12 protein-coding genes and 1 pseudogene are annotated in these 23,186 nt (G+C 40.4%); 11 read left to right on the top strand and 2 right to left on the bottom strand.

The window, feature by feature from the left end; translation table 11 throughout:
- Positions 1-12 precede the first annotated feature (12 nt).
- The 3 genes from HCX49_RS16960 to HCX49_RS16950 all read left to right on the top strand — a co-directional run bounded on the left by HCX49_RS16960 (position 13) and on the right by HCX49_RS16950 (position 9,055).
- Complete coding sequence (locus tag HCX49_RS16960) at positions 13-2,256, top strand: S9 family peptidase (protein ID WP_168127714.1); 2,244 nt, start codon at positions 13-15, stop codon at positions 2,254-2,256.
- Positions 2,257-2,528: 272 nt separating this feature from the next.
- The gene (locus HCX49_RS16955) at positions 2,529-5,588 is read left to right on the top strand and encodes a beta-L-arabinofuranosidase domain-containing protein (RefSeq protein ID WP_168127713.1); all 3,060 of its coding nucleotides are present in this window, start codon (positions 2,529-2,531) and stop codon (positions 5,586-5,588) included.
- Positions 5,589-5,659: 71 nt separating this feature from the next.
- Positions 5,660-9,055, top strand: coding sequence for a family 43 glycosylhydrolase (locus tag HCX49_RS16950; RefSeq protein ID WP_168127712.1), 3,396 nt, complete (start codon positions 5,660-5,662; stop codon positions 9,053-9,055).
- A 79-nt stretch (positions 9,056-9,134) separates the two neighbouring features.
- Here the strand turns inward: HCX49_RS16950 and HCX49_RS16945 are convergent, their stop codons facing one another.
- Positions 9,135-10,778, bottom strand: coding sequence for a RagB/SusD family nutrient uptake outer membrane protein (locus HCX49_RS16945; RefSeq protein ID WP_132769621.1), 1,644 nt, complete (start codon positions 10,776-10,778; stop codon positions 9,135-9,137).
- Positions 10,779-10,835: 57 nt separating this feature from the next.
- Complete coding sequence (locus HCX49_RS16940) at positions 10,836-13,892, bottom strand: SusC/RagA family TonB-linked outer membrane protein (protein WP_168127711.1); 3,057 nt, start codon at positions 13,890-13,892, stop codon at positions 10,836-10,838.
- Between the two features lie 883 nt (positions 13,893-14,775).
- Here HCX49_RS16940 and HCX49_RS16935 point away from each other — a divergent pair.
- From HCX49_RS16935 to HCX49_RS16900, 8 genes and pseudogenes are all read left to right on the top strand, one after another.
- On the top strand, positions 14,776-16,143 hold the full coding sequence (locus HCX49_RS16935) for a DUF6055 domain-containing protein (RefSeq protein ID WP_168127710.1): 1,368 nt from the start codon (positions 14,776-14,778) through the stop codon (positions 16,141-16,143).
- Between the two features lie 62 nt (positions 16,144-16,205).
- Complete coding sequence (locus HCX49_RS16930; RefSeq protein ID WP_206368562.1) at positions 16,206-17,324, top strand: ornithine cyclodeaminase family protein; 1,119 nt, start codon at positions 16,206-16,208, stop codon at positions 17,322-17,324.
- Between the two features lie 197 nt (positions 17,325-17,521).
- Positions 17,522-18,484 carry a glycoside hydrolase family 43 protein gene (locus HCX49_RS16925; protein WP_168127709.1) on the top strand — a complete coding sequence of 321 codons (963 nt, stop codon included), beginning with the start codon at positions 17,522-17,524 and terminating at the stop codon, positions 18,482-18,484.
- Between the two features lie 337 nt (positions 18,485-18,821).
- Complete coding sequence (locus HCX49_RS16920; RefSeq protein WP_168127708.1) at positions 18,822-20,024, top strand: porin; 1,203 nt, start codon at positions 18,822-18,824, stop codon at positions 20,022-20,024.
- Between the two features lie 115 nt (positions 20,025-20,139).
- Positions 20,140-20,442 (top strand): urease subunit gamma, encoded by a 303-nt coding sequence (gene ureA, locus HCX49_RS25600; protein WP_132769601.1) that lies wholly within the window; start codon positions 20,140-20,142, stop codon positions 20,440-20,442.
- Between the two features lie 18 nt (positions 20,443-20,460).
- A pseudogene (gene ureB, locus HCX49_RS25595) lies at positions 20,461-20,757 on the top strand (urease subunit beta); the annotation flags it as partial.
- A 77-nt stretch (positions 20,758-20,834) separates the two neighbouring features.
- Entirely contained in the window at positions 20,835-22,685 is a 1,851-nt protein-coding gene (gene ureC / locus HCX49_RS16905; RefSeq protein WP_132769597.1) for an urease subunit alpha, read from the top strand.
- Between the two features lie 14 nt (positions 22,686-22,699).
- Entirely contained in the window at positions 22,700-23,185 is a 486-nt protein-coding gene (locus HCX49_RS16900) for an urease accessory protein UreE (RefSeq protein ID WP_132840729.1), read from the top strand.
- The last annotated feature ends 1 nt before the right edge of the window (position 23,186 follow it).

Raw genomic sequence — 23,186 nt, 5'->3', positions numbered from 1 at the left:
AAAATAACACATATGAAGTTAACATTAACCGCTGTTTTAGTGGTGCTATTGCAACTTACGACAATGGCACAGGGCACATTGGACGATTATAAACGTGCCAAAGAGATCAGGAGTTCATTTGGCAAGGTGTATCAGGTTCCACAGCAGATTATTTGGTCTGAAAAAGGAGATAGTTTTTCTTATCGGGTGACCCAGAAAGACGGAAAGAGGAGCTTATATCTGGTCGATGCGCTGAACAAGAAAAAAATAGATACCGATGTTGCTGCGATTGAAAAGCAGCTATCCGATCAGTTGGATAAAGAAGTGAAATTAGGTGTATTGTGGGGACGAGATCTGAAAGTGCTGACGGCCAACGAAGTGGAGTTTACAGAAGAAAAAGTGGTCTGGAAGTGGAATGCCCAGGAAAATAAACTGAGCAAGTTGCGAGATGTCCCTGCAACAGGTGCTGACCGTAGATCGGACGGATATTGGGGAGCACGATGGGATGATAGTAAGGGGGAATCTGTAGACTCACCCGATAAGGCCTATACTGCTTATATTAAAAATAGTAATGTATACATCAGCAAAAAAGGGGATTCAAAAAGTGAGCGACAGTTGACCTTTGATGGAAGCCCCGGTGAGTATTATAGTGCCCGTATCCAATGGTCCAATGATTCAAAGAAATTGGCTGCTTCAAAAGTACGAAAGGCTGAAATTAGACAGTTGACTTTATTGGAGTCTTCTCCAGTGGATCAATTACAACCTAAATTACAAACCAGAGATTATAATAAACCTGGAGATGCTTTGTCACAATATTATCCAACTATTATTGATGTGATGGATGGTCGGGTGATAACTGTAGATCCTGCCCAGATCGCCAATCAATTTTCATTGTCTGCACTGGTATGGAAGGCGGATAATACTGGAATCACATTTGAATATAACCAACGTGGTCATCAACGGTATGACGTGCTGGAATTGAATGCTGTGGACGGAAAAACAAAAGTCATTATTTCGGAGCGCAGCGCAACATTTATTGATTATAGTGGAAAGAAATATCGGAATGATCTTAAAAAAACAGATGACATCATTTGGGCTTCTGAACGCGATGGGTGGAATCATCTGTATCTGTTCGATGCTAAAACGGGCGCATTGAAACATCAGATTACAAAAGGAAATTGGGTCGTGCGTAAAGTTGTTAATGTCGATGAGGATAACAAAAAAATTATTTTTGAGGCGAGTGGCATGAATAAAGATTTGGATCCTTACTTAATCCGTTATTACGCAATTGGTTTTGATGGTAAGGGTTTGAAGGAACTTACTCCTGAAGCAGCCAATCATCAGGCAACCTTCAATAACGATCAAACCTTATTTGTGGATCTCTACTCTCGGGTTGACCAAGCTCCGCAGGCCGTACTAAGACGTGTGGCAGATGGACAGACTGTGATGGATTTGGAACATGCAGATATTTCGGATCTGGAGGCTACGGGATGGCGCAAACCTGAAGTGTTTAAGTCTCTGGCTAGAGATGGTAAAACAGAGATCTGGGGGATTATAGTCCGTCCACGAAATTTTGATCCGAACAAAAAATATCCTGTCATCGAGTATATCTACGCTGGTCCACATAGCGCTTTTGTCCCTAAATCATTTTCTGCTAATCCGGCAGGACTAGCTGAACTTGCTGAACTGGGCTTTATAGTCGTGCAGATTGACGGAATGGGAACATCCAATCGTTCGAAGGCATTTCAAGATGTGGCATGGAAAAATTTAAAAGATGCTGGTTTTCCTGATCGTATTGCCTGGATGAAGGCTGCCGCGCTTAAATATCCCTATATGAATATTGAAAAAGTCGGTATTTATGGTACTTCTGCTGGAGGTCAGTCTTCTGCTGGAGCACTCTTGTTTCATCCTGAATTTTATAAGGTAGGGGTTTCATCTTGTGGATGCCATGATAATCGTATGGATAAAATATGGTGGAATGAACAATGGATGGGCTGGCCGATCGGACCTGAATATGCAGCTTGCTCTAATATCGAAAATGCATATAAATTAGAAGGAAAGTTGCTATTGATCGTGGGTGAGTTAGACGATAATGTGGATCCTGCATCGACTTATCAGTTCGTTAATCAGTTGATTAAACATGGTAAAGACCACGACTTCATTATGGTTCCGGGAATGGGGCATGCTTCTGGTGGTGATTTTGGAGAAAAGAAACGTCGCGATTATTTCGTGAAACACTTGCTTGGAGTAGAACCTCCAGCATGGACGGCTTATTAGCGAAAGTGCGCTGACTGATAATTGTTTTAAACCAAAACAGGAGTATCTTATCATTATGCCGATCGTAAAACGATTGGCATAGACAGGCATGCACATAGATAAGATCGAAAAATTAATTTTTGTGATTATAGATAGATTTAACGGTTGCTTGCATGTTGTTGAACATAGACAGAATGAAAATTGAGCTTGTGAGCTCAGGAAATAATTTGAAGGCTTCATCGCCTTTATAACTTTAAACCGAGCTTGCGAGCTCATAAAGGAATGATTTAGACATGAAAAGTTACACTTTTTTTTTACGTGTTATCCTCGTTGCTACGATCCTAACGAAAGGGTTCAGCCCAGTGCAGGCTCAAAATGGGGATCAGATATTGGATGGAATCGGCGAAACTGGAATGATCGCACGATATGTATTTAATGGAGATTTGAAAGATTGGTCTCGAAATAATCTGCATGCCACAGCTGGACGGAATGCTGCATTTATCAACGATAAGCGGTTTGGAAAAGTATTGTCGTTGACGGGAGAAAGTAATGATTTTATACAGATCCCTGCTGATGCATTGACCGATATGGAGTCGTTAAGTATCTCAGGTTGGGTTTATTTGCGTTCGGATAAAAAAAATCAAGTCTTTTTTGACTTTGGAAAGGATGTGCATAAACATTTCTTTGCAGCTCCTTTTGGCACGACCATTCAAGATGGTTTCCAAAGTTTAATAACAGCAGGGAAAAATAATCAAAAAGGAGCGGTTTCTCCAGCATTAGTATTGAACAAGTGGGTTTACCTGACGATCGTGGTGGATATTCCGGCTAAAACGATGAAGACTTATGTGGATGCTGTGCTTGTTGGGGAATCTAAGCAGATACCGCGTGAGTTGACCGAAGTTTTTGGATCTTCTGGAGATAAGAACAAATTGTATATCGGAAAATCATTTTTGACAGGATCTCCGTCATTGGATGGCATGTTGCATGATTTTCGGATCTATCGTGTTCCGCTGAGTAAAAATCAGCTTACTGGAATTTATACCAATTCACAACGTGGAGTAAGTAATCGCGACGTAAATGTGACGAAAGTGGAGGATAACCTACCGGAGTTTCCATTGACCCAAGCACAACTCTATAATGCTTACTTAGTTGCTGTGCCAGATATACAGGTGGAAACCGCATTAGGAGATTTACCACGTTTACCAAGTTATATACAGGGAACATATAAAGAGGAGATGGTTGGTCCTAAAGTACGGGTATTGTGGCCTTCGCCAAATGATAACAGTACCGTCTTGGAAGCTGGACGTTATACCATTACAGGACGAGTTCCGGGAACAGATTTACAACCTAAAGCAATCGTGACTGTAAAGTCAAGCAAGACCAATGCTGCACCAAGCTTAAAGCTGGAAGTTTTTGATCTTAATCAGGTTTCCTTGCAAGCTGATGCGCAAAATCAAGAAACGAAATTCATTGAAAATCGGGATAAATTTATCAACACATTAGCGACGACTGATCCCAACTCTTTTCTCTATATGTTTCGTGATGCATTTGGGAAACGACAGCCTGAAGGTGCTAAACCTTTAGGGGTCTGGGATAGTCAGGATACCAAACTCAGAGGCCATGCTACGGGTCATTATTTGACTGCGATTGCACAGGCCTATGCGAGTACTGGATATGATAAAACTTTGCACGCTAACTTTGCAGAGAAAATGACGTATATGGTCAATAACCTATACGAACTGGCACAATTGTCGGGCAAACCACAACAAGCAGATGCCGTGGCTATAGCTGATCCGACTGCTGTACCTTACGGTCCAGGCAAATCAACCTATGACTCTGATCTGAGTCAAGAAGGTATCCGTACGGATTATTGGAATTGGGGTGTAGGTTATATTAGCGCCTATCCACCCGATCAATTTATTATGTTGGAAAAGGGTGCGAAATATGGGGGACAGAAAACGCAAGTTTGGGCTCCCTATTATACCTTACATAAAATTTTGGCCGGCTTAATTGATATTTATGAGGTAAGCGGCAATGAAAAGGCGCTTCAAGTGGCAACAGGAATGGCAGACTGGGTGCATGCGCGTCTTAGTCAATTGCCTAAGGAGACCCTGATAAAGGTATGGAATACTTACATTGCAGGTGAATTTGGAGGAATGAATGAGACAATGGCGCATCTCTACCGCATCACCAATAAGGAACACTATTTGAAAACTGCTCAATTGTTTGACAATATCGATATGTTCTTTGGCAATGCGCAGCATGCACATGGATTGGCGAAGAATGTCGATACTTTTCGGGGGTTGCATGCCAATCAACATATTCCACAAATTGTGGGGAGTATCGAGCTATACCAAGTTTCAAACCTACCTGAATACTACCGCGTAGCAGACAATTTCTGGTATAAAGCTGTCAATGACTACATGTACAGCATAGGTGGGGTTGCGGGTGCACGCAATCCGGCTAATGCTGAAGTTTTTACAGCAGAACCGGCGACGTTATATGAAAATGGTTTTTCTGAAGGTGGACAGAATGAAACTTGTGCGACTTATAATATGCTTAAATTAACGAGCAACCTGTTTCTTTTTGATCAACGTGCTGAATATATGGATTACTATGAACGTGGATTGTATAACCATATTTTAGCTTCTGTTGCTGAAAATACTCCAGCGAATACGTACCATGTGCCACTGAGACCAGGAGCAATAAAGCAATTTGGAAACCCCAATATGACAGGCTTTACGTGTTGTAATGGTACCGCAATAGAAAGTAGTACCAAATTGCAGAATAGTATTTATTTTAAAAGCAAGGATGATCAAGCTTTATATGTCAATCTATTTATTCCTTCTACTTTGGACTGGACTGAACGTAAGGTGACTGTGGAACAGAAGACCAGCTTTCCAAAACAAGACGAGACCGAGCTGACCATAAATGGAAATGGTAAATTTGATCTTCATATCCGTGTGCCGAGCTGGGCAACCAAAGGATTTTATGTGACTATTAACGGTAAAGATCAAAAAGTACAGGCAAAGCCAAGTTCTTACTTGAAATTGAGTCGCCATTGGAAGAATGGTGATCGCATTACGCTGAAAATGCCTTTCCAATTTTATTTAGATCCGGTCATGGATCAACAGAATATTGCCAGTTTATTTTATGGACCTATCTTGTTGGCGGCTCAAGAACCGGAAGCGAGAAAAGATTGGCGTAAAGTGTCTTTGGATGCAAAGGATATCAGTAAATCAATAACGGGAGATCCGCAGCGTTTAGCGTTCAAGATTGATGGAGTTGATTTTAAACCATTCTATGATACCTACGGACGACACTCTGTTTATTTGGATGTTACGTTGAAATAAGTGCAAATTATGCTAAAAAATCTGAGGGGTACTTTGCTTGACGATGTACCCCTTTATTATACATACAGACTATGAAAAAAATTTTGTTTTCAGCTTTTTTCTCCCTTATCATGGGAGCTGGATCTGCTCAGTCATTAAAAAAGTATGAAGCACCTCATGCTATGAACCCATTATTGCCAGGGTATTTTGCTGATCCTACAATCAAAAAAATAGGCGACACCTACTATATTTACGCTACAACTGATGGGAATGGGTGGGGGGCTGGTCCATCGCAGGCATGGACCTCCACAGATTTTAAGAATTGGACTATACAACCCATGAACTGGCCTAATACGCATTGGTATTGGGCTCCCGATATGACAAAAGGATATGACGGAAGGTATTATCTGTATTATAGTCAGCCTGTTGAGATATTCGGTGCGGTATCAGATACACCTGTTGGGCCTTGGACATCTTTGGTTGATAACGGTAAATCTATTATACCCAATTATATGATTCCTGGAGTGATTACCTTGGATGGTCAAACATTTACGGATCGGGACGGAAAAATTTATATGTATTGGGGTACTTGGGGTATTTATCCAGACCATGGCTGCGCTGTAGGATTAATGGGGCAAGACATGAAGAGCTTTGAAAAAATTGAGTTGATCCCCAACACAGTGGCAAAAGATTTTTTTGAAGCTCCATTTATGTTTGAACGCAATGGTATATATTATATGATGTATTCATCTGGTCATTGCGAAGATCATACTTACCGCGTCCAATATGTAAAAAGTACGGTAGGACCGATGGGACCATTTGAATATCCGGCCGATAATCCCATATTGGTAACAAATGATGATGGTACAATACATGGTCCTGGGCACCATAGTGTGCTGGAAGAAGGAGGTCGATATTACATCGTGTATCACAGGCATAACAATCCGCATTCAGGTGGTGGTTTTCATAGGCAAATTGCAGTAGATGAGCTTTTTTTTACACCTGAGGGGGATATACAAAAAGTCGTTCCTACGCATGAAGGAATTGCTGATCTCATCAAACAAAAATCTTATCCGGAGGATCGAGCGTTTGGAAAGCCTGTGGTGGTCTCTTCTTTTTATAATGAAGATTTTAGGGCGTCCTTTTTGGTTGATGACAATAACGGAACTTTATGGAGAGCAAAAGACAATCATCAACCCGCCTGGCTCATGATCGACCTGGAAAAAATAACAGATGTACAGACTGTTGCCATTCAATTTGAATATCCTACTTATGCTTACCAATACCGGATAGAAACTTCAACAGATGCTAAAAATTGGACACCGTATGATGATCAGTCTAACAATAACCGTTGGGCAAGTCCAGTATTGTCGCATGGAAATGTAGCGGCACGATATGTCCGTCTCCATATATTGAATACACAATTAGCGGGTTTGCCTCGTGGAGTATGGAATATTAAAGTTTATGATAAGCCTCTCATGGAAGAAACGGTATGGTCAGCCCCGCAAAATATGGCTCCTAATGAGAAGACTTTTGGTTCTTTAATCCATTTAGATGCGTTGGATTATCGTGAAGGTGAGCGCATCACAACGATCCAAAACAAGGGCTTGTTAAAAGGAAGTTTAGATAGTGAAAAACCCGTTTATGTCAAGAATTACCAAGGGAAGAAAGCCTTTTTCTTAAATGGTTCAGCTTCACTTCGTTCGACATTTACAGTTCCTCAATCGCTAGCCGGTAATAGTCCTTACACCGTATCTATGTGGATAAACAATCCTAACATAGATCGATTTGAAAACGTCGTAGCGTGGTCTAAAGGCAATCAAGATATTAGCAAAGCAATATTCGGTTATGGAACAGATGCGCAGCGCGGAGCTGTTATCCATGGTGCCTGGCCTGATATGGGTTTTAAGACGCTACCGCTAGCAGATCATTGGCACCATATCATAATTTCATTTGATGGTTATATGGAACGTATTTATGTGGACGGACAGTTGCAACGAGAAGAAAACAGAATGTTATTTGTTAATCCTGCAGATTATTTTGTGGTAGGCGCATCGGATCTTTTGGATCAGCATTTTTCAGGTTATCTGGCAGATTTTAAGGTAGCTAATGTGGATCTCTCTGCTACATTAATAAAGGAAAAGGAGACTTTTTATCATGCTGAAAATATGTTTTTCGCAATACAGACAGATGATCTTGCTATCGGTAAAATCAACAAAGTAAGAAATCAGGGATCCAGTCAACATCATGACATTGTAGTTTATGGAGAAGTGCTCTTACAAGGCAATCGTACTGCCCTTAAAATGGGTGAATTGAAAGATTCTGCATTGTCTAGTATTATTGTTCAACCATCCTATACCTTAGCTTTTGACTGGTTTGATGGTCAAGCTTGGAATCACGGTTTGGCAATATGCGATCAGGGAAAAACGTTATTTTATAAAAATGGAAAACAAGATCAGGTGAAACAGATGAATAGACTGTTGCGCATAAAAAATGATCAATTTGAATTGAAACATGCTGTTCATTTTTTCAATGCTTATCCTGAAAAATTTTCGTTAGATCAGATGCACGAAAACTATCAGACATGGAAAGCTAAAAGTGCCGCTGATCTGAATAATTATGTACCGGTTACTGCGGTTAATCCGTATTGGATCAATGATAACAATATATTTGTACAGATCCGTGGAGATCGGTCTGACTTGTTGTATCTATTTTCTACAGGTCAATACGATACGGGTTGGATTCAAGAACCTTATCATTTATTCGATCGCGCACATGTGGGCAAGACTATTTCAATTTTTGCAAAAGATGAGTTCGGAAATGTGAGTAAAGCATTAGTGGTTGATATCCCGAAGTCCAAACCGCTGTTGATTGCTCCATCTGTTACCCAAACATTTGATTTGGGACAAAAAGAAATTCCCTATTGGGATGGTTGTCAAGTCGGTACTTATCCAGATAGTACACAAGTTCGCATCAGTGGAGTTGACGGACAATGGACGTTAGGCTCTAAGCATACTAAATGGGGCGATGCAAAACTATTACCTCCATTTGTATATAGAGAATTGGAAGGAGATTTCACCATTCAAGTTCATGTAAAAGATGTCGCTGGACTAGCCGAAAAAAGCCGCACTTCCAGTGAAGCTGGTATCATGATACAGGCAGGCGAACAATTTAATTCTTATATCAATAATACGGTATTAACGGGCTGGAATTTGGGTAATTTAGCGCGAAGTATAGGCTATCAAACTCATCAAGAAGGAAATAATGGGACAGGGTTACAATTTTTTCCTTATATCCAAATACAAAAAATAGATGATTATTTCTTTCTTCGCAGTTCTCAGGATGGTATTACCTGGATTGATCTTCCCAATACCCCATTTCTGCGTTCAGATTGGAAAGGACAAAAACTACGCGTAGGACTATATCAGATTGCAACCAACAATCAAGAAGGATATGGTTTATTTGAACATGTTAAGATTTGGCAGTAATAGCTAAAAATGATGCAGTAAAAAAGCCGTGATCAATTGAGATCACGGCTTTTTTTATTTGATTATCATCCAATAAAGATTAATTATATCCTTGGTTTTGTATTAATAATGGATTTCTATTAGTCTCAGCTCTAGAGATTGGGAATAAATAATAAGCTTCTTTAAACACTCTGTTGCGGACTAGTTTTGGCGTGTAGGTAAAACTACCGTCATTATTTTTAACCACGTTCACACCCATCAACGGTTTATTTTCAGTTTCCATGGCGATCTTCCATCTTCGTACATCATATATTCGATGGCTTTCAAAACAAAGTTCTACCTGTCTTTCACCTCGTATACGTTTTTTTAAGGCTTCTCCAGATTCTGTGAGATTGGGCATTTTGACGCTTTGACGATTTCTTATTTTATTGATGTATTGTCTTGCCAAATCATCTTGTCCTAATTCTTGTAATGTTTCCGCATAATTAAGGTATAGTTCAGCTAATCTAAAGATAATCCAGTTTTGATTACTGCCCTCAGATCCAAATCGGATCGTTTCACTCATATACTTTCGCCAGTGGTATCCAGTTTCCGTAGCATTCCAACCTTGATCGCCTTGTTGGCTGTCTTTTCCTCCAGCAAATATTTCAACGGCGGTCCCTCGAAAAGAAGCGCCATTATAAAGGATGTTGGCATAGAATCTAGGGTCACGGTTTACATAAGGATTCTGACTGTCGTATCCAGAAGTCGGATCTTCAGGTAATTTCCCGTTTGTTAATTCAAATGCATTTACCATGGTTTGAGATGGGGTATAAACACTCCATCCGCCATAGCTGTTGGGTTGGCAGACAATATCTAAACCTGCACCTGGGACATTGCTAAAGTTGTAATCAAATAGCACTTCGCTATTTCTTTTGTCTGTAAAAACCTTTTTGTAGTCGCTGTTCTGATATAATGCAAATCCATTGTTTTCGGCAAAATCGATTGCTTCTTTTGTCGCTATTGAAGCCGTAGTCCATTTTCCTTTGTCATTACTGGTATTGTGTAATGGGCTTGCTGCATATAAGAGTGTTCTAGCTTTCAATGCATAGGCCGCAGTTGAAGTGGCCCTGCCAATACTTTTGGTTTCCTCCTTATAGGTTGCCGGAAGTAAGGCAATTGCTTTTTCAATATCGGTCAAGATAAAGGTGACGCATTCATCAAACGTATTTCTTTTGACCTCAAAAGACTCTTCATTGAGGCCATATACTTTTTCGATAAGGGGTACGCCGCCATAATGTCTTGCTAAGTCAAAATAAGCATATGCGCGTAAGAAATGTACCTCTCCTATTAAGCGGTTTTTCTGTGCCTCAGCAGCTGATCCTTCTGCAGGAACAGCCGCGATACGGCTTAAAAAAATATTCAGATTTCTAATTTCCTGATAGTTTTGTTGCCAAAAACTGTACACTGGGTTATCAGGATCCATTTGTCCGAGCTCCAGTGCACGTTCATTGCCATAGGAATGTTTTGAATTACCTTCATCCGATGCTCCCGACATAAAGTATGCTTTTTGTACGCCCTGTGCCTCTAGAAATGGTAATAAGGTATAGCGACTATTAACATAAGCTTCGACAAGATTCAAATCTTGCCATACATCCGCGTCGGAGTAGGAGTCTAACGGTTTTTTATCTAGGAAATCTTTTTCGCAAGAAACCTGCGTAAATGCTAGCCCAGCAAGTATAAGAAGTGGAAATATTTTTTTCATAATATAAAGCTCTATTTTTAAAGAATTGTGCTGTTTTTAAGTGATCATAATACTGGCCTAAAAGCTCAGATTGACACCGACGGTATAAATTCTTGTTTGTGGATAATAAGCACCGGTGTAAGAAACTGTTTCTGGGTCATAGTGCTTCACCTTATCAAAACTAAACATGTTAAAACCATTGAGGTATAAGCGAAGATTTTTAATGCCAGATTTCTCCAGCTTTTCTCCTGAAAAGGTATAGCCAACTTCTACTGTTTTAAGTTTGAAAAAGGACATGTCCTGTAACCAAAAATCGGAAGCTCTGTTATTGATATTATATGTCCGATCAAAAGCTCCCGGATATTTCGCATTGGGATTTTCGGGTGTCCAACGATCTTCGTATAACCATTGAGGCGGGATAAACTCGCCATTGTTGGCTTGAGGCAGGATGATCTGCTTGGCTTTGGCCTGTCCTTGCCATAGCATGCTAAAGCTTAGGTTTTTATAGCTTCCGCCCATCCGTAATCCATAAACCAATAATGGTGTAGGGGACTCGTAGATTCGTTCCTGATCATTCGCATTGATGACACCATCATTGTTGATATCCAGGTATCGGATGTCTCCAACTTGGCTTCCTGGGAGTTTGGCGGTGGTATTATCGAGTTCTTCCTGCGTACGAAATAAACCGTCTGTACGGTATACCAACCAAGATCCCAATTGATATCCCTGTTGTTTTTGCCATTCTAAGACATTTGGTGATTCATCGATAAAAACGATTTTACTCCAGGTTCGAGTCATGTTTGCGTTAACAAAATATTTGAAATCTTGAATCGATCCTTTTGTACCTAAGGTTAGTTCGATCCCTTTTCGGTCTACCCGGCCGATATTTTCATCCGGTAATTGAAGTCCGGTGGTATGGGGTACTGATACATTTCTTTTAGCAAGTAAGTGATCTCTTTTTGCCCAAAAGTATTCTGCTGAAAAATCAAGTTTATTATTGAAAAAAGATCCTTCTAATGCCACATTTTTCATTTCCTCTACTTCCCATGTGATATTTGGGTTAGGTGCTACGCCAGGCATTAATCCTGGTGCATAACCCGGATTTTCACCATCACCAAGATAATAGCGGTTGTAATCCTGTGCTACCGTATAACGGGTTAGAAATTGGTATTGATTAATGCGGTCATTTCCTAAACGGCTTATGGATGCTCTTAATTTAAGTTCGGTGACAAAAGAGAAATTATCTTTGATGAATTTTTCTTCACCTAAACGCCATCCTAGAGAAAGGCCCGGAAAATTGCCATATTGTCTTCCTGGAGGAAAATTAAATGATCCATCACGACGGAAGACAAATTCCGCAAGATATTTATTTGCGTAAGCGTAATTGAGACGACCGAAGTAATTGCGTCGGGCATTTTGATCAGCAGTGCTTCCATTGCCTTGTCTGGTCACGTCATAGAAAAAAGCAAAAAGTTGGTCGATTTGACTACTCACTAAACCTTGTCTGTTTGCAAAAATACCTTCATTGTAGTAATCACTTTGTTCAGCAGCCACAAATGCACTTACGTCATGTTGACCAAATTGACGGTTATAATTGAGTCGTAGGTGAAAGGTTTTTAAATTACTATCGCCATAGCTTTGCGAAATACTAGGATCTCCCAATAGGAGGGTTCGCACATTATTGTACGTGTCGGTTGTACTGTTATAGCGGTATAGGTCAAAAGGTTTGGTAAATGATTTTTCATTGTAAAATGTGAAGTCAAATGCAGCAAACCCCAGTAGCGAAAGACCTTTGGTAATATAAGGAAGCTTAAGCTCTCCGTTGATTGTCGTCTGTATGCTATTATTTCTTTTTCTTAAGTATCCGTTATATCCTTGAGCCATCTGTAGTGGGTTTGGACCTTCGATACCTGCAACAGGAAGTCCGTTTGGATAAAATGGCGCTAATCCAGGATAGGACCCTAATATGGATAGGAAAATACCATCTGCTCCAGTGGGTGGATTATTGCGATCTTCTTTTCGGCCAACGATATCTAAACCTAATTTGAAATTGTCCGTGATCTGTGCGTCAATATTAGAACGCAGATTGTACTGATTATAATTTGTTGCACTTTTTTTATAAAATGCATCTTGATAGAGGTATGCTCCCGATACGAAATATTTTATTTTTTCTGACCCTCCCGAAATGGAAAGTGAATGTTGGGTTTGCGGAGTTAATGGTTTTAGCACTTCACTATACCAATCCGTATTGGGATAACTGATGGGATCGGATTGGTCTTTGAATTTTTGAATTTGTTCCGGTGTATAAGTCACATTCCCCTGACCTTGACGGATATCTTTTTCATTTCTAAATAAAGCATAATCGTAAGAATTGACCAATTTAGGGACACGTGTTGGTTCAGAAAGACCAAAAGACCCCGCATAATTAATGGTAGGCTTTCCTGTACCCCCTCTTTTTGTCGTGACCAGGATGACACCATTGGCCGCTTGCGCTCCATATATAGCTGCGGACGCATCTTTTAAAACCGTGATACTTTCTATATCTGTTGGATTTAATCTTTCAAAGCCACCTCTGTTGGCCACTCCGTCTATCACGATTAGAGGAGCATTATTTCCGGTAGTTCCTGATCCTCTTATTAGAATAGAAGAGCCATCAGCACCTGGTTCACCACTACGGTTATTGACCACAAGTCCAGGCATACGTCCTGCCAATGAATTGGCAATATTAGGAGATTTACTCTCGTTAATTTCGTTAGCATTAATCTGTGTGACTGAACCTGTTAGCGTAGCTTTTCGCTGCGTACCATAACCAACGACAACAACTTCATCCACTTGTTGAGATTTTTCTTGTAAAGTGATCTGCAAATTGGTTTGCCCATGTAGGTGCACTTGTTTTGAAGTATAATTAAGACTTGAAATTATCAAGGTATCACTTGTGCTGTAGCTAATGGTAAATTTACCGTCTTGATTAGTCGAGGTACCTTTCCCCGTTTTTTTTAACAGAATAGAAGCTCCCGCTATTGGACTTCCGTTATCCGTAAGTACAATAGCATTAAGGGTTTTGTTTTGTTGTGCAGTCCCTGCCAGACCCAATAACACAAGACAGCAACTGAGCCATACTTTTAGAAATTTCATAATTGTTTATTTGTTTGGTGATAATTTGTGATTCCCATTAATGAATTTTCGTTAAAAAGACATTTAAAGGACTTATAGTCTGTTTGTAACAGTTGGTTTAAACAAAAATAATCTCTTGACGCAGTTTAATTGGATCATATTTTAACAAGAGGTGCTCGGATTTTGATATTTCGAAGAACTTTTAGCTACTAGTCTCCTTCAAAGAATTGTAAAAATTTTAAAATTTTCGATATGAGAAAGTATTTAACTCTTATATGGTCTGTCTGGACTTCTTAATTATGTTCACTTTGAATAAATCCTGCATTGATTTTGGTGTTCCGTGTATTTTGCGATTACTTTAGAGATAATCTTACTTAAATGAAGTGCAGGATTAACAACATAGCTGTGTATATGTGGAGAGTTGTTGTGTTAAATAAAGCTAAATCTGAACTTTTGGTCACAATTGAAGTGTGATTGGTTAAATTCGGATTGAATTTGGACCTGATTCTACTTTATCTTCGACTATCTAATTAACAACTAATTTTTATTAACCAAATTAATTAATTTGTGAAAACGCAGGTATTTTATTAGTCCTCGTGGTTCTCCTTTCGTTTGATTTATTTGCTCAACAGGTAACAGGCGTCGTTCGGGATGTTTCGGGAAGTGTAATGGAGGGGAGCTACGCTGAGAAATTTGTCCACGCAAATAAGTGCGCAAACTAATAGCATAGGAGAGTTTACGATGGTAGCAAAGCCAAGAGACTGACAAATGTGACCGCTATAAATTCATCTGGTCCGCCTACGGCGGGACTATAAATACGTATATAGCAGGTTTAAAGCTAAAAATCCAGTTGCTTTGTCGACTGGATCATTTTTAAAAAGTATATATTAAAATAGGATACAAAATGCAATCAAGATTAATTTTTTACCTCGTGTTAATGGGGAGCGTGCTTTTTGCACATCAGGCTTGTTCGCGACCTCATGATCCGGTTGTCAAGGAAAAGGAACTTTACTTGCCTGCTCAGATATATCGTGTTCCAAAAAACAATGATTACAATAGTAAGGAGAGTGAATTTAGCCATCATCGAAAGATGGAATCTGAGAATATAGCCATATTTTGGGCGAAGGAATATGGAGAGCGTCCACAAGACCATACGCTAGCGTCAAAGCGGTTTGATCCTGAGGCTATTTTGCAGGAGTGCGAACGTTTTTATAGCCACTATCTCGATGTGACCAAAATGGTGCAACGCGGTAATTCATTATCGGACCAGTATAAGCTGCTTTTCTTTGTTATTGGAGGTGATGAGGGAACAGCTTTTGGCGGTGGAGCGGCAGATTCTGTCGGTGTCATGTGGGCCTCTTCTCTTCGTATTCAGCATAAGCCTTTTGGTGCTGTAGCCCATGAGATGGGACATTGCTTTCAATATTTGGCCAAATGTGATGGCAATTGGGCATTCTCCTCACCCGTAGAAGGGAGTCAAGGACATTCCATTTTTGAAATGACTGCGCAATACTTACTGTGGCAAGTTTATCCTGAATGGATGACCTTTGAAAATTATCATTTGAATAGCTACATGGAGAAAACGCACTATGCATTCTTGCATGAAACCAATATGTATCATGCAGCACAGATACTAGAATATTGGTCTGCAAAATGGGGGACGGACTTTATGGGACGCCTATGGCGTGAAGCAGTTCCTGGTGAAGATCCGGTCAGGGTATATAAAAGATTGACGAATACGGATCAAAAAGCATTTAATGATGAAATTTTTGATGCGAGTAGAAAATTTATCACCTGGGATCTACCTCGCATCTTGGAAGTTGCGAAACCTTATGCCAATCAACATACAACAAAATTAGTAGTTGCGGAAGATGGCTGGATGCAAATTGCGGCGAGCCATGCGCCACAAAATTACGGGTATAATGGTATCAAGTTGGCCTCATTTTTACCTGGAACAACTGTGGGACTGGATTTTAAAGGTATAGCTGGTGTAGATGGGTATCGGTCTATCAATCTAGAAAATGCGGGCTGGCGTTATGGTTTTGTTGCGCAAAAAGGAGATGGAACGCGAGTGTATGGCGATGTCTTGAATGCCAAGACTGGAAAGGCTAATTTTTCAGTTCCTGAAAATACAGCATATCTCTGGTTGGTCGTGAGTGGTGCTCCGCAGGAACATAGGGTTCATATTGTGGATGGAAAAGATGAAAATGATGAGCAGTGGCCTTACGCGATTAAATTAAAGGGTGCGACAGTTGATGCAAAAATGCTGTAGCTATGCTGTTCGTGATGGCTTTTTGGGGGCATTATATGGCCTGATCATCTCCTTTATTTAAGGTGAAAGATTATGGAGAGTGGATATATATCCAAAGCGTCGCATGTGTCTGGTCAACACATGCGACACTTAGGGTAAAAAACGGTCATGAAAAGGTAGTTTATAAGGATAGGACTTCCTTATTTTTAGTTATGTTTATGGTTTTACCAAATGCTGTTGAACATATGAAAATTATTGATAAAGAAACGATTGATGCTATACTTAAATATGATAAATTGATCGAAGCGCTGCGCGAGATTTTTCAATCGTCATTTACGATGCCTGTTCGGCACCATCACTTTTATCAAAATGCTGAGGGAATTGAAAATACGCTTATTTTGATGCCTTCGTGGACGGACAATTATATCGGAATCAAGCAGGTTGTTGTCGCTCCCGAGAATCACAGAAAAAACCTCCCGGCTATTCATGCCTTGTATACGTTGTTGGATGCGGTCACTGGAAAACCTTTGGCACAGATGGATGCGGCAGGGTTGACTTCCCGAAGAACAGCCTGTACTTCTGCTTTAGCGGCTTCTTATTTAGCTCGAGATGATTCAAAAATCTTACTGATTGTCGGAGGAGGGAAAGTTGCGCAACATCTTGTGCAAGCGCATTCGGCTGTGCGTGCGTATGACCAAATTTTGATCTGGACAAGAAACGAATCGAAAGGTGGAGATCTGGTATTGAACTTACAGCAGGCGGGATTTCTTAATGTTGCGTATGCCGATAAGCTGGAAGAGGCTGTGCGTAGGGCAGATGTGATCTCCTGTGCGACGCTTAGTCATGAACCTTTGATAAACGGGGAATGGATTAAGGTTGGAACACACTTGGATCTGATTGGATCACATACGCCTAAAACGCGTGAAGTAGATGATAGCGCCATTCTTAAAAGTAGCATTTTTGTGGATTCGCGCGCGGGAGCGCTCCACGAGACAGGAGAACTTGCGATCCCCATTGCAACCGGTGTACTGGATCCTTCAAGTATAAAAGGTGATATCAAAGAACTTTGTTGCGGTGAAATTATGGGAAGATCATCATCAGATGAAATCACTTTATTTAAATCGGCGGGATTGGCAATTGAAGATTTGGCGGCAGCTTTGCTCGTGTATAGGAATGTGGGAAAGGAGACGACATCGGTTTGATCATTTGAGAAAATGAAAAAAAGTAGGACTTTGTCAGTCATCATACCGCAAAGAATATTTTTTGATTCTTTGGGAAGCATAGTAGGTTGATTTGGATTTCTGTCGAAATTATGATCTTTCTTTAGATAGATTTTGTATGACCATAAATTGGAATATTAACTAATATTTCCTATTTTCAAGGCTACTAAAACCTTTTAATGATGAAAATATTTTTTTATTTCCTTGCAGGCTTCGTCCTCTACATTTCACAACCTGTCTATGCGCAACAAAATCCTGTATTTCCAGGTTGGTATGCCGATCCTGAAGGTATTATATATAACAATGAGTATTGGGTTTTTCCGACCTATTCTGCGCGATATGAAGATCAGATATTCTTTGATGCGTTTTCATCAAAAGATTTTGTCTCCTGGAAAAAACATCACCGTATCATTGATACGGCAGAAGTAAAATGGGCTAAAAAAGCGATGTGGGCACCAAGTGTTTTTCAGAAAGACAAGAAATACTATTTATTTTTTGGTGCGAATGATGTACACAAAGGCGAAATTGGCGGTATCGGCGTAGCTGTTGGTGACAAGCCGCAAGGTCCTTATAAAGATCTGCTTGGGAAACCGTTAATTAATGATATTGTGAATGGGGCACAACCTATTGATCAATTTGTTTTTAAAGATAAAGATGGACAATATTATATGTTCTATGGTGGCTGGCAACATTGTAATGTGGTCAAATTAAGCCCTGATTTTAAAAGTTTAGTTCCTTTTGATGATGGAACGATCTATAAGGAGGTAACTCCTGAAAATTATGTAGAAGGTCCGTTTATGTTTATTCGCAATAATAAATACTACTTTATGTGGTCTGAGGGAGGTTGGGGTCTTCCAAATTATAAGGTAGCCTACGCAATTGCGGATTCTCCTTTTGGTCCCTTTAAACGAATAGGTACCATTTTGGAACAGGATCCTGCAATCGCAACTGGGGCGGGACATCATTCGGTGATCAAGGTACCAAATAAAGATCAATATTATATCGTGTATCACCGCAGGCCATTAGGAAAAACGGGTGCGAATGAACGAGAAACTTGTATCGATGTGATGACATTTGATGCGAATGGTTACATTAATCCCGTAAAAATGACTTTCGAAGGTGTGAAGCATAAATTGAAGTAAGTTCAAGCAACCTCATTAAGAAATTTCTAATATAGAATCCCGGTAGTGCCTAACAACGCTATCGGGATTCTGCATTTATACACATTTTTGTCTCTTTTTTGTAACAATTTGTGCTCTTAATCAAATAAATAGTCGAAAAATGAGGGTATAGACAGCGAATGGAAAGATTGATTAAGTTTTCTAATCTCGCTCTAATTTCGCTCTTATCACATTTTTATCTCTTTGTGATATACTTGTGGGAATGTACAGATAATGAACATGTCATGAGTACGCTGTTATCCTGCAGCATTTCATATGCTCATGCATCTTCATTGTTATTGAAAAACAAGTTATTCTCATGAACATAAGAGCATTAATCGCGACGACGTTATTTTTTTTCCCTGCTATCTCGTTACTGGTCACAGCACAGGAGAGGCCTGCGGCATTGCTTATAGAACAAGAGGCTGACTCCTTGAAAAGCAAGGAACCTGCCCGTGCAGATCTTTTTAAACTGGATGTGCTTTTACGCGCAGGATTAAATGTTGAGTCCATGGGCGACAATGAGCGCAGTAATAAAGTTAATTTGGATGAAGCCCGTATTTTGCTTCACGGTGATTATAATGACCAACTCTCTTATCGTGTTCGTTTTCGTTTAAACCGTCCGTTTACACCTACAAGTCAGGACAATGCTTCGCGGGCATTGGATATGGCTTACATCAAATATAAATTTGGAAAGGATTATAAATGGTCTGTTACTGCCGGAAAGCAAAGTGCTTTGGTCGGAAGTTACGAGTTTGAAAATAATCCGATCTATGAATTTATGTTCACGGATTATGTGGACCGTATTCTTAATCTTTTTGTGGTAGGGGGAACGCTTTCGTATGAGCCTAATCCTGACCACTCGCTAAACGTACAGGTTTATAATACAATCAACGATAGTTTTGTGGATCTGCATACCAAAAACGGTTATGCAATGGGTGACTTGAAAGCGTCTAAGACACCAATTGGGGCTTATGCTACCTGGATCGGATCGTTCTGGAATAAAAAGATCAGTACAAAGTGGTCTTATAATATTTCGCAGTTTGCTCAAAATAAAACCAATCACGGGATCTCTTTGGCTAATAAATTTAAAACAGATAAAGACATGCTGTATTTGGATCTGCAGTATAGTTATCTGGCGGTAGATCATGCTTTGATCGCATCTGCTGCGATGAATGACTTTTATGCGCGTACGAATTCCGATCGTGTGCTGGCTCAGGATGTGACTTACAAGTCTATTGTGGTCCGTTACGATCGAATGCTTACGGATAAATGGGAGCTTGCTCTGAAAGGAGCATATGAAACAGCTGGAATGGATAAGGATGCAGACATTGATGCTAATTTCCGTCAAAACTGGACCTATTTTGCGGCTTTACAGCATAAACCATTTAAAAAACAGGATTTACGGTTTTATCTGGGTTACGTCGGCAATACGGTGTCTTTTGATCGTCAGTTTGACCGCGCTCAACAACAGTTTAACCGCCTTACATTAGGAACTTATTTTACGATACCGGCACTATAAATTTTTTACACATCGATAGGGTGGGTTCAGGTGATAGGTAATGCTATGCTTACTGTAATTGAACATATCCAAGATGTTTTTATTAATAAAAAGCTTTGAATTTAAATCAATCAATATGCATTTAACACCGAGAGAAACAGAGAAGCTCTTGCTCCACTTGGCAGGGGAACTTGCTGCCAAGCGATTAAAAAGAGGGGTAAAATTAAACTATCCGGAATGTATCGCTTACATCAGCGGACAGATTATGGAAGAAGCACGTGACGGTAAGTCTGTGGCATCACTGATGCAGTATGGTACGACATTATTGAAGCGTTCCCAGGTGATGGAAGGTGTTCCGGAAATGATTCACGATGTACAAATTGAAGTAACCTTTCCGGACGGAACGAAATTGGTTACGGTTCACAACCCAATCCGTTAATTTAATAGCGTATACGATATGATACCAGGAGAATATATCCTTAAAAAAGGAGAAATAAAAGCGAATGTCGGCTATAAAACGACAAGTGTTACCGTGAAAAATGTAGGTGACCGCCCGATTCAGGTTGGCTCTCATTATCATTTTTTTGAAGTGAATAAAATGTTGTCTTTTGACCGTGAGGAAAGTTTTGGAATGCGTTTAAATATCCCAGCGAGTACAGCGGTACGTTTTGAGCCCGGAGAACAAAAGAAAGTGATCTTGGTCGAAATAGGAGGTAATAAAGAGATCCACGGGTTTAATGGCTTGACCAACGGTAAATATACCGATCCAAAGGTTAAGAAAGCCGCACTGGAGAAAGCGAAAAAATTGGAATTTAAAGATTCGAAATAGTTATGGCAGGTTGGAATAGAAGAGAGTGGATTAAAGTAGTCGGAATGGGTACTTTAGGTTCGATTGTAGGACTTGACGCTCTTGGTTTAGATAAACTGGGTTTAGATAAATCGTCGGTTAAGTATATAGATGGGGAGCTTTATATCCCTCGTGATAAATATGCTGCATTATTTGGCCCAACGACGGGCGATAAGGTCCGTTTGGCAGATACAGAGCTTTTCATTGAAATCGAGAAAGATTTTGGTGTTTATGGTGAAGAAAATAAATTTGGTGGCGGTAAAACAATCCGTGATGGTATGGGCCAATCTGCCCGTGCGATGCGCGATGAAGATGTATTGGATTTCTGTATCACCAATGTAATTATCATCGATCACTGGGGTATTGTGAAAGGTGATATCGGTATTAAAGACGGTAAGATCGTGGGTATAGGTAAAGCGGGTAACCCGGATGTTCAAGATGGTATTACCAAAGGCATGGTGATCGGCGGGTCTACAGAGGTGCATGGAGGTGCGGGACATATCTTAACTGCAGGTGGTATTGATACACACATCCACTTTATTTCACCACAACAGGTAGAAACAGCACTTTATAGTGGTGTCACCACTTTTATTGGTGGTGGAACCGGTCCTGCTGATGGTACCAATGCAACCACGGTGACTTCTGGTAAATGGTATATGGAGCGTATGTTTGAAGCTTTTGAAAACTTGCCGATCAACGTAGGTTTTTTTGGTAAAGGTAATATATCGACTACTGGACCTATTATTGAACAAATTGAAGCGGGTGCACTGGGGGTGAAAATTCACGAAGATTGGGGTGCTACTCCAGCGACAATTGATGCCGCGCTTACTGTTGCGGATAAATACGATGTGCAAGTTGCCATCCATACGGATACGCTGAACGAGGCGGGATTCTTAGAAGATACAGTTGCGGCTATTGATGGCCGTGTGATCCATACCTTCCACACGGAAGGAGCGGGCGGTGGTCACGCGCCGGATATCATCAAAATTGCGATGTATCCTAATATTTTACCAGCATCGACCAATCCAACAAAACCTTTTACAGTAAATACGGTAGAAGAACATTTGGATATGTTGATGGTTTGTCATCACTTGGATAAAAACGTGAAGGAAGATGTGGCGTTTGCCGATTCACGTATCCGTCCACAGAGTATTGCGGCAGAAGATATTTTGCAGGATATGGGGGTGTTCTCGATTATGAGTTCAGATAGCCAGGCGATGGGACGTGTAGGTGAGGTAATTTCACGTACTTTCCAGACGGCACACAAGATGAAAATTCAGCGTGGTGCATTAGCGGAAGATAAAGGAAAAGACAACGATAACTTCCGTGTGAAGCGTTACGTTTCTAAATATACGATCAATCCTGCTAAAGCGCATGGTATCGATCAATATATCGGTTCTGTTGAACCGGGTAAGATTGCCGATTTGATATTATGGAAACCTGCAATGTTTGGTGTGAAGCCAGAAATGATCATTAAAGGGGGTATGATTGTAGGTGCTAAAATGGGTGATATCAATGCGTCTATCCCTACACCGCAACCCGTTTTATACCGCCCGATGTTTGGAGTGCACGGTAAAGCATTACAGAAGTTGTGTTTCAACTTTGTTTCCAAAGTTTCTTTGGAAAATGGCAACATCGCGAAATTAAACTTGTCACGTGTGAGTCTACCGGTAGAAGGTTGCCGTACAGTACGTAAAAAAGATATGGTGCATAATGATGCAACACCAAACATCGAGGTGAATCCAGAAACTTACGAAGTGTCGGTAGATGGTGTTTTGGCCATCTGCGAACCTCTACATGAAGTGCCAATGGCACAACGTTTCTTCTTATTTTAAAGAAAATCGGATTTATGCTACTGGCAAGAACAATCTTGGGCAATATCGCTAGCGGATCCTTCCAACTGGAGGTGGACTTCCTTCAGTTGGAATGGTTCGACACCACAAAAAAAATCATTCGGGCAATTACGGTAGGGGGACGTGAAATCGGTTTCAAAAATTTATCCTCCCGGCAACTGTCGGATGGTGATGTACTCTACCGTGATGAAAAGGCTGGTTTTTGTATTGCGGTCAAGATATTGCCCTGTTCTTGTCTTGTATTTCGAGCAAATGGCCCAAAGCAGATGGCCTACGCTTGTTTTGAAATCGGAAATCGACATGTTCCCGTTTTTATCAACGATCGGCAAGAAGTCATAACAGCATTTGAAAAACCTTTGTTTGATCTGCTCTGCCGTAGGGGGCTAGAGCCGACGATCGAAACGCGGGTGATAGAAAAAACGAGTACTCTGGTGATCCATCAGTATACTTCAGGAAAAATGAAAATAAAACTAGGACTATAAC

The organism is Sphingobacterium sp. B16(2022) (assembly GCF_012030425.1).
GTDB classification, from domain to species: domain Bacteria; phylum Bacteroidota; class Bacteroidia; order Sphingobacteriales; family Sphingobacteriaceae; genus Sphingobacterium; species Sphingobacterium anhuiense.
This window is presented reverse-complemented; position numbering and strand designations above follow the sequence as displayed.

What these genes read in the sequence shown, in the direction of transcription:
- HCX49_RS16960 (WP_168127714.1), top strand. Translation starts at nt 13, where the DNA reads ATGAAGTTAACATTAACCGCTGTTTTAGTGGTGCTATTGCAACTTACG.
- HCX49_RS16955 (WP_168127713.1), top strand. Translation starts at nt 2,529, where the DNA reads ATGAAAAGTTACACTTTTTTTTTACGTGTTATCCTCGTTGCTACGATC.
- HCX49_RS16950 (WP_168127712.1), top strand. Translation starts at nt 5,660, where the DNA reads ATGAAAAAAATTTTGTTTTCAGCTTTTTTCTCCCTTATCATGGGAGCT.
- HCX49_RS16945 (WP_132769621.1), bottom strand. Translation starts at nt 10,778, where the DNA reads ATGAAAAAAATATTTCCACTTCTTATACTTGCTGGGCTAGCATTTACG.
- HCX49_RS16940 (WP_168127711.1), bottom strand. Translation starts at nt 13,892, where the DNA reads ATGAAATTTCTAAAAGTATGGCTCAGTTGCTGTCTTGTGTTATTGGGT.
- HCX49_RS16935 (WP_168127710.1), top strand. Translation starts at nt 14,776, where the DNA reads ATGCAATCAAGATTAATTTTTTACCTCGTGTTAATGGGGAGCGTGCTT.
- HCX49_RS16925 (WP_168127709.1), top strand. Translation starts at nt 17,522, where the DNA reads ATGATGAAAATATTTTTTTATTTCCTTGCAGGCTTCGTCCTCTACATT.
- HCX49_RS16920 (WP_168127708.1), top strand. Translation starts at nt 18,822, where the DNA reads ATGAACATAAGAGCATTAATCGCGACGACGTTATTTTTTTTCCCTGCT.
- ureA (WP_132769601.1), top strand. Translation starts at nt 20,140, where the DNA reads ATGCATTTAACACCGAGAGAAACAGAGAAGCTCTTGCTCCACTTGGCA.
- ureC (WP_132769597.1), top strand. Translation starts at nt 20,835, where the DNA reads ATGGCAGGTTGGAATAGAAGAGAGTGGATTAAAGTAGTCGGAATGGGT.
- HCX49_RS16900 (WP_132840729.1), top strand. Translation starts at nt 22,700, where the DNA reads ATGCTACTGGCAAGAACAATCTTGGGCAATATCGCTAGCGGATCCTTC.